Source organism: Devosia oryziradicis, assembly GCF_016698645.1.
In the GTDB taxonomy this organism is placed as follows: Bacteria; Pseudomonadota; Alphaproteobacteria; order Rhizobiales; family Devosiaceae; genus Devosia; species Devosia oryziradicis.
In genome coordinates this window covers 3246537-3258397 of sequence record NZ_CP068047.1, presented here as the reverse complement: position 1 = coordinate 3258397, position 11861 = coordinate 3246537, and the positions used below count along the sequence as shown (strand labels likewise).

At 64.6% G+C, this 11861-nt stretch carries 12 protein-coding genes; 8 read left to right on the top strand and 4 right to left on the bottom strand.

Features of this window, described 5'->3' with window-relative positions:
- Window positions 1-5 precede the first annotated feature (5 nt).
- Both JI749_RS16220 and JI749_RS16215 read right to left on the bottom strand, forming a co-directional pair.
- The gene (locus JI749_RS16220) at window positions 6-473 is read right to left on the bottom strand and encodes a hypothetical protein (protein WP_201656320.1); all 468 of its coding nucleotides are present in this window, start codon (window positions 471-473) and stop codon (window positions 6-8) included.
- A 44-nt stretch (window positions 474-517) separates the two neighbouring features.
- The gene (locus JI749_RS16215; protein WP_233280792.1) at window positions 518-1417 is read right to left on the bottom strand and encodes a cation diffusion facilitator family transporter; all 900 of its coding nucleotides are present in this window, start codon (window positions 1415-1417) and stop codon (window positions 518-520) included.
- Window positions 1418-1695: 278 nt separating this feature from the next.
- Here JI749_RS16215 and JI749_RS16210 point away from each other — a divergent pair, with 278 nt between their 5' ends.
- Window positions 1696-2127: a cobalamin biosynthesis protein gene (locus JI749_RS16210; protein WP_201656314.1), complete on the top strand. Its 432-nt coding sequence runs from the start codon at window positions 1696-1698 to the stop codon at window positions 2125-2127.
- Here the strand turns inward: JI749_RS16210 and JI749_RS16205 are convergent.
- A complete protein-coding gene (locus tag JI749_RS16205; RefSeq protein WP_201656311.1) occupies window positions 2061-2789 on the bottom strand; it encodes a cobalt-precorrin-6A reductase in 729 nt (242 codons plus the stop codon). The genes JI749_RS16210 and JI749_RS16205 overlap by 67 nt on opposite strands.
- 196 nt (window positions 2790-2985) lie before the next feature.
- Between JI749_RS16205 and cobA the strand changes: the two genes are divergently transcribed.
- The 4 genes from cobA (at window position 2986) to cbiB (ending at window position 7597) form a co-directional block, all read left to right on the top strand.
- The gene (cobA, locus tag JI749_RS16200; protein WP_201656308.1) at window positions 2986-3822 is read left to right on the top strand and encodes a uroporphyrinogen-III C-methyltransferase; all 837 of its coding nucleotides are present in this window, start codon (window positions 2986-2988) and stop codon (window positions 3820-3822) included.
- Window positions 3815-5104: a cobyrinate a,c-diamide synthase gene (locus tag JI749_RS16195; protein ID WP_233280791.1), complete on the top strand. Its 1290-nt coding sequence runs from the start codon at window positions 3815-3817 to the stop codon at window positions 5102-5104. Before cobA ends, JI749_RS16195 begins: the two co-directional genes overlap by 8 nt.
- Before the next feature lie 8 nt (window positions 5105-5112).
- Window positions 5113-6573, top strand: a complete 1461-nt coding sequence (locus JI749_RS16190; RefSeq protein WP_233280790.1) for a cobyric acid synthase — start codon at window positions 5113-5115, stop codon at window positions 6571-6573.
- A gap of 61 nt (window positions 6574-6634) precedes the next feature.
- The gene (gene cbiB / locus JI749_RS16185; protein WP_201656301.1) at window positions 6635-7597 is read left to right on the top strand and encodes an adenosylcobinamide-phosphate synthase CbiB; all 963 of its coding nucleotides are present in this window, start codon (window positions 6635-6637) and stop codon (window positions 7595-7597) included.
- A 141-nt stretch (window positions 7598-7738) separates the two neighbouring features.
- Here cbiB and cobU read toward each other — a convergent pair whose 3' ends face one another.
- Window positions 7739-8293, bottom strand: coding sequence for a bifunctional adenosylcobinamide kinase/adenosylcobinamide-phosphate guanylyltransferase (gene cobU, locus JI749_RS16180; protein WP_201656298.1), 555 nt, complete (start codon window positions 8291-8293; stop codon window positions 7739-7741).
- Between the two features lie 215 nt (window positions 8294-8508).
- Here cobU and JI749_RS16175 point away from each other — a divergent pair, with 215 nt between their 5' ends.
- The 3 genes from JI749_RS16175 to pgl all read left to right on the top strand — a co-directional run bounded on the left by JI749_RS16175 (window position 8509) and on the right by pgl (window position 11860).
- Window positions 8509-9447: a BadF/BadG/BcrA/BcrD ATPase family protein gene (locus JI749_RS16175; RefSeq protein ID WP_201656295.1), complete on the top strand. Its 939-nt coding sequence runs from the start codon at window positions 8509-8511 to the stop codon at window positions 9445-9447.
- Window positions 9448-9474: 27 nt separating this feature from the next.
- Window positions 9475-10956, top strand: coding sequence for a glucose-6-phosphate dehydrogenase (gene zwf / locus JI749_RS16170; protein ID WP_201656291.1), 1482 nt, complete (start codon window positions 9475-9477; stop codon window positions 10954-10956).
- 208 nt (window positions 10957-11164) lie between these two features.
- On the top strand, window positions 11165-11860 hold the full coding sequence (pgl, locus tag JI749_RS16165) for a 6-phosphogluconolactonase (protein WP_201656288.1): 696 nt from the start codon (window positions 11165-11167) through the stop codon (window positions 11858-11860).
- Window position 11861 lies beyond the last annotated feature (1 nt).

Here is an 11861-nt window from a genome sequence, read left to right as displayed (position 1 = left end):
GCTCGTCAGCACTGCCCCTTGAGCGACTGCACCAGTCGCTCGATGACCGCGTTCATTTCTCCGACGTCCCGCTTGCCATACTCGACGCGAAACGCTGCCCAGCTCTGGCCGTCGCAGAGAAGCTGCATGCGCTGGTACATTACCTTGCCATTGGCCAAGCCCGAAAAGCTGGTCCATTGCGGCGTTGTCGCCTGATAGGTCAGGTTATAGCCCTGCTCGGTAGCAAAGGCCTGCGCCTGCTCGGCCTCGCTGGCAAAGTCCTCCACCAGGTGGGCGCCCCAGACGTAGAGGTCCATCGCCCCCGCCTCGCTGTAGAACGTGGCGCCATCGCCATTGTCGGCCTCGCTCGCCACCTCGAAACCGGGTGGAATGTCGAGCGAGAAGCCAAAGCGGGCGTTGTCATACCGGCTCCAGTCCTGGGCCAGGGCAGGGGCGGCAAGCAAAACGAAGATGCTGATCAGGAAAGTGCGCATGGCCACGATTCTGCCTGCGCTGCATGCCGGCCGCAAGCCTCTGCCTAAAGAACCACTATGCCGGAATGCTTGGCCTTCTCTTCGGGTTCGACATGGATGGTGATCAGCACGTCCTTGACCACCTCGCGCAGGCGCGCCTCAATCCGGTCGCAGATGGCATGGGCAGCATCCACCGTCATCGCACCGGGAACGACCAGGTGGAAATCGATGAATGTCATCTTCCCCGCCTGGCGGGTGCGGATGTCATGGGCCTCGATCGCCCCTTCAGCTTTGCTGGCAATGATCTCGCGGATGAGCTTCTGCGTCTGCGGAGGCACCGCAACATCCATCAGTCCACCGACACTCTGGCGGATCACACCCCAGCCGGACCACAGGATGTTGAGCGCAACCAGGCCTGCGAGGATGGCGTCGAGGGGGGCCCAGCCGGTGAGAAAGACAAGTCCGAGGCCAATCAGTACGCCAAGGGTGGAGATCACATCGGTCAGCAGGTGCTGCCCATCCGCCTCCAGGGCTGGCGACCGCACTGCGCGTCCATGCCGGATCAGGACCAAGGCCCAAAGGACGTTGATGACCGTTGCGACGCCACTGATCGCCAGCCCCTGAATCGGTGCATCGGGCAGGCGCGGCGACATGAAGCCGAACGCCGCCTCGCGGGCAATCAGGATGGCAGCGACAATGATCATCACGCCCACCAGCACCGCCGAGAAGTACTCGGCCTTGTGGTAGCCATAGGGCAGGGCGGCATCGGCCGGCTTCTGCGCCAGCCGCACTGCGATCAGGGCGACGATCGCCGTTACCACGTTGACGATCGATTCCAGCGCATCCGAATAGAGCGCGATCGAGCCCGTCAGGTACCAGGCGAGGAATTTAAGCCCGAGCACGATCAGCCCGACGAGCAGGCTGGCGGCAGCAATGGCCAGTGTCCTGTTGGCGGTGATGCTCACGGTGGCTCTTTCAAGGGGGATGCTCAGCAGGCCATAGCGCCTCGTTCTGTCCCCGACAAGTCCTTGAATTTGCAAATCATTTTCAGAAGCATTCCGATCTGCGGCCCATCCTTGGCAAGCCATTGATTGACCACGCGCTTCCGCGCGCCTAGAACAAAAATGCGCAGCGTTCCCACGACGGAACTGAAACAGATTTCGGTGCGGTCGACCCAAACAGGGGACCAATTCCGGACTGCAACGGTCTAGGCGAACCTGCCTCTTGTTCGAAAGAGGCGACAATGACGACTATCGAGGGCCGGGCCCCGCTGATCATCGGATTGGGCTGCTCGACAGCGGCCAATGCCGGCGAAATCATTTCACTTATCGCCGCCTGCCTTGCCGAAATTCAACGTGAGCCGTGCGATGTTGTTGCGCTGGCCACCCATGTCCGCAAGCACGGCGATCCCGCGCTGGCCGACGCTGCGGCGCACTACGAGCTGCCACTGCATTTCCTCGATGACGACGATTTAGCGTCCGATGCGCCTGGCACCTGCGAGGCCGTCGCCGCAGCCGCCGGCCCGCTGCTGCTCGGCAAGCGCAAATCGCGCTACGCGACATGCGCCATCGCTTCATGCCGTCCCGGCTTCAGCCTGGCTGCGTTTGGTCAGTGCGGAAGGTCGAGCGCGGCAATGGCCTCCTCGACGCCGGCTACCTCATTGGCTGGGCCATAGACCGGTCGCGCGATCATGATGACCTTGACCCCCAGCCGCTGGGCCGCCTCAAGCTTGGCCGCGGTCTGTTCCCCGCCCGAATTCTTGGTGACCAGATGAGTGATTTCCTCGCGCTCCATCAGCGCTATCTCGTCGCTGACACTGTAGGGCGGCCTGGTACGCAGCAGGGTGGCATGGCGCGGCAGGCTATCGAGCGGCGCTTCAATGGTACGCACGACGAACTGGCAATCGTCGCGTTCCATGAACTGTTCGATACCCGTATGCCCCGTGGTCAGCAGCACATCGGCATTGGGCGGCAAGGCCGCGGCCGCCTCGGCGGCAGTCTCCACCGTCAACCACTGCTCGCCGACCTTCTGCTCCCAGGCCGGCCGCATGTAACGCACCAGCGGGATACCCGTCTGCTGCGCGGCCGCGACGGCGTTGACGGAAATCAGCCCGGCATAGGGGTGGGTGGCGTCGACCAATCGCTCGATGCCGGCGGCCCGCAGATAGGCGGCGAGGCCCGGTATGCCGCCAAACTTGCCCATGCGCAGCTTGCCCTCCGGCAGCTTGGGGTCTTGCGTGCGACCCGCCAGCGAGGTGGTGACGTCATGCCCCATCGTGACCAGCCGGTTCGCCAGCTCGCGCGCCTCCGCCGTGCCGCCCAGGATCAGAATCTTCATCTTGGTCACAAGTCTCCTCACGGCCACTGTGCCTATTCCTCCGCTCTCTCTCAAGCCTGCCGTGAACATGTGGCGATCGCCCCGTCCCCCTTGAGGGGAGGGCCGGGGAGGGGGTCGCTCAGTGGACCACCGGCCGACCCCCACGCCCAGCCCCTCCCCTCAAGGGGGAGGGGAGTCGTGCATCGAGTTCGTCGTCATGTTTGACTGGATCCGCCGCCCTGCGCGCCGGGGTCACTTCGCTGCGCTCGATCACGCCGATTTTCCGGCCTTCGAGCCTGGCAGTGTGTGGCTGGTAGGCGCCGGTCCGGGTGGGCCGGGTCTTGTTTCGCTGCTCGCCTACCATGCCCTGGGCCAGGCCGATGTCATCGTGCACGACGCCCTCGTCGCCCCCGACCTCCTGGCCATGGCACCACGGCGTGCCCAAAAGCTTTTCGCCGGTAAGCGCGGTGGCAAGCCGTCGCCCAAACAGGCGGACATCTCTTTGCAACTGATCGACCTCGCCCGGTCGGGCAAGCGGGTCCTCCGCCTCAAGGGGGGCGACCCCTTCATGTTCGGCCGCGGCGGTGAGGAAGCCGGCGCCCTGGCTCGATTGGGTATTCCCTTCCGCATCGTGCCCGGCATCTCCTCGGGCCTGGGTGGCCTGGCCTATGCCGGCATCCCCATCACCCATCGGGACACCAACCAGGCGGTCATCTTCCTGACCGGGCATGACGAGAGCGGCGCCGTTCCTGGTGGCGTCGACTGGAACGCCGTTGCCCATGCAGCACCCGTGATCGTCATGTTCATGGCGGTCAAGCATCTGGGCTCGATCACCCAGAAGCTGCTTGCCGCCGGGCGGGACGGCGCCGATCGGCTGGCCATCGTTTCCCATGCCGCGACGCCGGATCAGTCGATCATCGAGACCACGCTGGCCCAGGCGCATGTGCTAAGCGAAGTACCCACTCCAGCCATCGTGGTGCTAGGGCCAGTCAGCGCCTACCGGCAATCTCTCGACTGGTATGTCGGCGAGGCCAGGAGGCATGTTTTTGGCTAGAGGCCTCGTCATCGCTGCGCCGCGCTCCGGCTCGGGCAAAACGGTCATCACGCTGGGCCTGCTGGCAGCCCTGCGGCGCCGAGGCGTCGTGGTGGCCCCCGCCAAGACCGGGCCTGATTATATCGATCCGGCCTTCCTCAGCCGCGCCGCCCTCCGTGACGCCGTCAATCTCGACCCCTGGTCGATGTCCGCTCCCCGCCTCAAGTCTATCGCGGCCATCCAGTCCACCGGTGCCGACCTGCTGCTGGTCGAAGGCGTCATGGGCCTGTTTGACGGCGCCGCCGACAATACCGGCTCTACCGCCGACCTCGCCGAACTGCTCGAATTACCAGTGGTTCTGGTGGTCGATGCCGACCGGCAGAGCCAGTCGGTGGCGCCGCTGGTCGCCGGTTTCGCCAATTGGCGGCCCGGCGTACGGATTGCCGGCACGATCCTCAACCGCGTCGCCTCCATGAAGCACGAGCGCATGCTGACCGAGGCCGTGGCCGCCACCGGTATACCCTGTCTCGGCGCCATCCCGCGCGATACGGCCCTCGTCGTGCCCGAACGCCATCTCGGCCTCGTGCTGCCCGGCGAAGTGGCCGCCTTCGAGACCTTCCTCGATGCCGCAGCGCAGACCATCGCCAACTACATCGATCTGGCCCGCCTGCAGACTTTGGCTGCTCCAATCGCCAATGGCCAAACGCCACCCACGCCCTTGCCTCCACTGGGCCAGCGCATCGCCATCGCTCGCGACGACGCCTTTGCCTTCCTCTATCCGCATTTGATCGATGGCTGGCGCGCCCAGGGCGCCGAACTGAGCTTCTTCTCGCCCCTGGCCGACGAAGCACCGTCGCCAGATGCCGACGCGGTCTACCTGCCCGGTGGTTATCCCGAACTGCACGGCGCTGCCCTCGCCACTGCCGCGACCTTCAAGGCCGGGCTCACCGCCGCCCGAGACCGTGGTGCGCTGCTCTATGGTGAGTGCGGCGGCTTCATGGTGCTGGGCGAAACCCTGGTCGACAAGGCAGGGCACGGGTATCAGATGACCGGCCTGCTGCCGGTCACTACGCGGATCGATCGACCCAAGCGCATCCTGGGCTACCGTCGGCTGATCCAGTCGGGCGGCCTTCCATGGCCGGGCCATCTCAACGGCCACGAATTCCACTATTCCTCGGCCAAACAGTCCCGGCTGACGCCCCTCTTCGCCGCCACCGACGCCCGCGGCGACGCGCTGCCGCCCATGGGCGCCGTCATCGGTCGCGTCATGGGCTCTTACGCCCATGTCGTGGATGCGGCATAAGTCGCGCCATGGCCAAGTCACTGATGTTCATGGGCACCGGCTCCGATGTCGGCAAATCGCTGCTGGTCGCCGGCCTCTGTCGCGCCCTGGCCAATCGTGGCCTGCGCGTGGCCCCGTTCAAGCCGCAGAACATGAGCAACAATGCCGCCGTCACGACTGATGGCGGTGAAATCGGCCGGGCCCAGGCGCTGCAGGCGCGGGCGGCGCGGCGTGATCCCATCACGGCGATGAACCCGGTCCTGCTCAAGCCCGAGGTGGAAACCGGCTCGCAAGTGGTCGTACGGGGCCAGCGGCGAGCGTCGATGTCGGCTCGCGCCTATTGGCAAGAACGCAGCAAGCTTCTTCCCGAAGTGCTGCAAGCATTCTTCGAGCTTGCTGGTACTGTCGACGTAGTCATCGTCGAAGGCGCCGGCAGCGCTTCCGAGGTCAATCTGCGCGCTAACGACATCGCCAATTTCGGCTTTGCCCAAGCCGCTCAAGTGCCGGTCGTGCTGGTCGGCGATATCCAGCGCGGCGGTGTCATCGCCTCCATCATCGGCACTTTTGGTGTGATCGACCCTGCCGATGCGGCATTGATCCGAGCGACCCTTGTCAACAAATTCCAGGGCGATCCGACCCTTTTTGCCGATGGCGTCAGCTTCATCGCCGAACGCACCGGCGTCCCTTGCCTTGGACCCGTGCCTTGGTTTGCTGATGCGGGAAAACTACCCGCAGAAGATGTGTTGGCGCTCGAGGGCTACACGGCCAGCAGGGCAGGTGGATTTACGATTGCCGTGCCACGCCTGCCGCGCATCGCCAACTTCGACGATCTCGATCCGCTCCGCGCCGAGCCCGGCGTCATGGTCATGCTGGTCGAGCCCGGACAGCCACTGCCGCGCGAGGCTGATCTGGTGATTCTGGCCGGATCGAAAGCGACGCGGGGCGATCTGGCCGCTTTAAGGGCCAATGGCTGGGACATCGACATCGCGGCGCATCACCGCGCCGGCGGCAAAGTGCTGGGCATTTGTGGCGGCTACCAGATGCTGGGCCGCAGCATTGCCGATCCCGATGGCATCGAAGGCGCCCCCGGCACCAGCCCGGGCCTGGGCCTGCTCGATGTCGAAACCGTGCTGACGCCGGTCAAGCAATTGCGGGTCGAACAGGCGACGCACACCGCCTCGGGCGCCGCCATCAGCGGGTATCACATGCATATGGGCGTGACCGAGGGTAGCGATCGTAGCCGTCCCTTCGCCCAGGTTTCCGGCACGCCGGAAGGAGCCATCAGCGCCGATGGCCGCGTCGCCGGCACCTACCTCCACGGCCTGTTCGCGGCAGACCCGTTCCGCCGTGCCTTTCTCGGCAATGCCGCCAGCCCCGACCTTGCCTACGAAGCGGGCATCGAACTGAGCCTTGACGATCTTGCTGCCCATCTCGAAAAGCACCTCAATATCGATGCGCTGTTGCGGCTGGCCAAGCCGGTCGTCACTTGAGAATGGACCCTGGCTTCGGGCGCATGGCATCGCGGGTTAGGACGAGCAAAAGGAACAGTCCATGTATGCCTTCCTTCCCCCACTCGCGCTCCTCGTCGAGCGATGGGTCGGATACCCAGCGCGCCTGACCGCTGCCATTGGCCATCCGGTCATGTGGTTCGGTTTCGTCATCAACTATCTCGAGGCACGCCTGAACACCGAAAAACGCAATGCCGAGCAGCGCCGGCTCGCGGGCCTGGTGGCGCTGGCGGTTCTGCTGGTGCTGGTGCTGGTCGTGGCGGTTGCTGCCCAGCAGGCGGTGCGGGCCATTCCCGGCGGATTCGTCTTTGAAATCCTGGTCGCCACGCCCTTTCTCGCGCAAAAGGAGCTAGGTCGCGCCGTCGAGGCCGTGGCGACCGCCTTGGGCGTTTCGCTCGAAGCCGGCCGCGAGGCAGTCAGCCACATTGTCGGCCGCGATCCTCAAGCCCTCGACGAGGCCGGCGTGTCTCGCGCTGCCATCGAAACGCTTGCCGAAAGCACCTCGGACGGCGTCGTAGCGCCCTGGTTCTGGCTGGTCCTTCTCGGGCTGCCGGGGATCGCGCTCTACAAGGCGATCAACACGGCCGATTCCATGATCGGTCACCTGAACGAGCGCTATCGGGACTATGGCTGGGCCGCAGCCAAGCTGGACGACCTCGTCAACTTGCTGCCCGCGCGCCTGACCGCGGTGCTGATCACCGCCGCTTGCTTCCTCACCCAACATGCCAGACCAGGCGGCGCCTGGGCCATCGCCACAAGAGATGCGCGCAAGCATGCCTCGCCCAATTCGGGCTGGCCCGAGGCCGCCTTTGCCGGTGCCCTGGGCTTCCGGCTCGGCGGCCCGCGCAGCTATGCGGGCGAATTGGTCGACTTGCCCAGTTTCGGCGATGGAAAATCAGAGCTGGTGGGCAGCGATATATTGCGGGCGCTGGTGCTTTATCGAGCGACGCTCAACGTGCTGCTGGGTGTCAGTGTTGTAGCTGGGCTCCTGATCTGGGCGGCGTGAGAGCTGGCGCGGCGGCTCCTTCGCCTCCCTCCCCCTTGATGGGAGGGAGGCGAAGGTGGGGGTCACTGTGTGGTCCACCGATGGACCCCCACCCCCGCCCCTCCCCTCAAGGGGGAGGGGAGTCCGACATCGGGGCTCCCCTCAAGCCTCGTGTATGCGCACTTCCGATTGTACCGGTGCTTCGCCCTTGAGCGTCATGGGCAGACCGGCGACGATGAAATGCACGTCGTCGCAGATTTCGGCCAGCCGCTGATGCGCCGCGCCAGCCAGGTCGCGGAATGTGCGGGCCATGGCGTTGTCCGGCACGATCCCGAGGCCGACCTCGTTGCTGACCAGGATCACCTTGCTGGTCTTGAGCTGCACCAGGGTCGCGCCCAGTTCGCTGACGGCGAGCGCGACATCTTCATTGGCCACCAGCAGGTTGGTGATCCACAGGGTCAGGCAATCGACCAGGATCACGTCGTGGTCAGCCGCTGCCCGCAGCAGTGTTTCGGGCAGCGCCAGGGGTTCTTCGATCGTGGTGAAACGTGCCGCCCGGCCGGCCTTGTGGCTCTCGACGCGGTCGCGCATTTCGGCGTCGAGTGCTTCGGCGGTTGCCAGGTAGGCAGGTCGAGTGCCACTGCGGATTGCCAGTTGTTCGGCAAAAGCCGTCTTGCCCGACCGGGCTCCGCCCAGAACCAGCACATGTCGCGTCATTGTCTGCCTCCCTAACCGTCCGCCGCTGCGGTCAATGTTGCAAAAGGCGCGAAGCCGCAACCGGGTTGCGCCACGCACACAGCCAGGCCATGCAGAACATGCGCTTTGCCGGTGCTTTTTGTGGCTTATTCTACTTTCGTCTTAGCAGCTTTCGCATTATGGTCCGCGCCGAAACGACACCCTAGAATCCCTCCAGACTGATGGAGAATCCCCGCGTGCCCAGGTACTATCTTGGCGTTGATGGCGGCGGCACCAATTGCCGCGTTCGCCTGGCCGACGAGAATCTCGTGACCCTCGCCGAAGTCAAGAACGGCCGCTCCAACCTGCAGATCGATTCTGGCGAACCCGCCTACAAGGCGATCAGCGACGGGACGCGCGATGTGTTCCAGGCTGCCGGCCTCGACTATTCCGAAACCGCCAATACCTATGCCTGCTTTGGCATGGCCGGCGGCCGCATGGATTCCGCTCGGGCCGAATTTGCCGCGCGCCCATGGCCGTTTGCCGGCGTCAAAGTCTATGACGATATCGACATTGCCCATGCTGGTGCCCTGGGCGGCGGGGAGGGCGGCGTTATCATCGTCGGCACCGGCTCGGCCGCCATGTCCATCGTCGATGGCAAGCGCCACCAGGCTGGTGGCTGGGGCTTCCAGATCGGCGACCAGATGAGCGGCGCCATTTTAGGCCGCGAACTGGCCCGCTATGCCGTTGAAGCCGAAGACGGCCTGGTCGAGAGGTCGCCACTGACCAAGGCCGTGATATCGGCACTGGGCGGCGACAATCAGGCGGCCATGACCTGGTCGTTTGCCACCGCCATGGACCTCACCATCATCAGCCGCGACGGTTCGGAGGGCTGCGACGACGCCCTGATCGGTCGCGCGCCCGCCGAATACGGCAAGTTGATGCCGCTGTTTTTCGACCACTACGACAAGGGCGACCCCGTTGCTCACAAGATGATGGAAATCGAGCTGGGTTACATCGACACCTACGTGCGCTGGTTCCAGGCCCACAATGCCCATGTGATGGCCATCGTCGGCGGCTTCGGCGCGCGCCTGTTCCCCATCCTGCAAAAGCGCTATGGCAACTTCGTTGCGCTGCCACAATTCGAGCCCCTGCATGGCGCCGTCATCCTCGCCAAGCAGAACTTTTCCGCCTGAACCTCGCCTCAACCAGGGACTAGCCCAGTGTCCAGCCGTATCATCCCCGTCCAGCCTTTCGACTATGTGGTGTTCGGCGCCACGGGCGATCTGACCAAGCGCAAGCTGATCCCGGCGCTGTACCATCGCTTCAAGGACGGCCAGTTCGACGACAATAGCCGTATCATCGGTGCCTCGCGTTCCAAGCTCAGCGATGACGATTTCCGCAAGGCGGCGCGCGACGCTATCAGCCAGTTCGTCGAAAAGCAGTACCAGGATGAAAAGGTCATCGATCGCTTCATCAAGATCTGCTCCTACGTGCCGGTCGACGCCAGCAACCCGGACGGTTCGGGCGACCTCGGCAAGGCCTTGCGTGACGACCCCAAGATTGTCCGCGCCTTCTACCTTGCCGTGGCGCCCGATCTGTTCGAGCCCATTGCCGAATATCTGCAGAAGAAGAAGCTCTATCGCCGTGACGCGCGCGTCGTGATCGAAAAGCCGCTGGGCCACGACCTCGTCTCCTCCATGGAGATCAACGATGGCGTCGCCAAGATCTTCAAGGAAGATCAGGTCTATCGCATCGACCATTACCTCGGCAAAGAGACGGTGCAGAACCTGCTGGCTTTGCGCTTCGCCAATACGCTGTTCGAGCCGATCTGGAACTCGGCTCATATCGATCACGTCCAGCTCACCGTAGCCGAGTCGGTCGGTGCCGGTACGCGCGGCTACTATGACGAGAGCGGCGCCCTGCGCGACATGATCCAGAACCACATGCTGCAGCTGCTCTGCCTCGTGGCCATGGAGCCGCCCGCCTCCGACGACGCCAATGCGCTGCGCGACGAGAAGCTCAAGGTCCTTCGTGCCCTCAAGCCCATCGTCAATGGCGACGTGGCCAAGAACACCGTGCGTGGCCAATACAAGGGCGTCAAATCCGAGACGACCTCGGTTGCCGGCTACCAGGATGAGCTGCCGGATGAAAAGAAGGGCAGCCGCACAGAGACCTTCGTGGCGCTTAAGGCTGAGGTCGAGAACTGGCGCTGGGCCGGCGTGCCCTTCTACTTCCGCACCGGCAAGCGCATGGCCAGCCGCGCGTCGGAAATCTGCATCCAATTCAAGCCGATACCGCACTCGATCTTCGACCACGCCGAAGGCGCGCCCAAGGCCAACAAGCTCATCATCCGTCTACAGCCCGACGAGGGCGTCAAGCTCATGATGATGATCAAGGATCCGGGTCCGGGCGGTATGCGCCTGCGTGAGGTGCCCCTCAATCTGAGCTTTGCCGCGACTTTCACCGAGCGCACCCCCGAGGCCTACGAGCGCCTGCTGATGGACGTGATCCGCGGCAACCAGACCCTCTTCATGCGGCGCGACGAACTCGAAGCGGCCTGGAAGTGGGTCGATCCGATCCGCGAAGCCTGGGACCGCTCCACCGAGCCGCCGCAATCCTATGTCGCGGGCACCTGGGGTCCCTCAGGCTCCATCGCGCTGATCGAGCGCGACGGCCGCACCTGGCATGAGGACGAGGTCTGATGGGTATAGCCTTGCACCTTCTCACCTCGCCCCTCCGGGGAGAGGTCGGCGCGTCAGCGCCGGGTGAGGGGTGCGATGCCGGGGCGGTGCGCCACGCAGTAGAAGCTCACCCCTCACCCCAGCTTTGCCATGTCGCTGCGCTCCTGGCGTCGCTACCCTCTCCCCAGAGGGGCGAGGGGGTGCTGGGCTCGTCCACCGGAGTTTCCCAATGACCATCGACCGCCGCAGCTTTGCCGATAAGCCCACCCTCGCCAAGGAACTGGCCGAGGCCGTGGCCGATCGCATTCGCACGGCCATTGCCGAGCGCGGCACGGCGGCGATCGCGGTCAGCGGTGGCTCGACGCCGGCACGCTTCTTCCAGGCTTTGGGCAAGACCAAGGATATCGACTGGGACAAGGTCATCGTCACTCTGGTGGACGAACGTTGGGTCGACGAAACCAATGACCGCTCCAATGCGCTGCTGGTGAATGAACGCATGCTGCAAGGCCCAGCAGCCACGGCGCGCTTTTTTCCGCTTTATTCGGGCGGCGATGCACCCGATGCCGCCGCTGTGGCCAAGACCAATGCCTTGCTCGCCCAGCTTCCCGGGCCTTTCGCTGCGGTCGTGCTGGGCATGGGCAGCGATGGACATACGGCCAGCTTCTTTCCGGGCGGTGACACGCTCGCCGAGGCACTGACTGCCGAGGGGCCAGCCATAGCCATCCGCGCTCCGGGTGCCGGCGAGCCCCGCATCACTTTTACCCTTCCGCGACTCCTCCGCACGGATGGGCTGTACCTTCACATCGAAGGGGAGGAAAAGGCCGACGTTCTCGACACGGCTCTGGGTGATGGTCCCATCGAGGACATGCCCATTCGTGCCGTCTTGCGGTCCGGCCACGCCGTCACTGTCTACTGGTGCCCCTAAG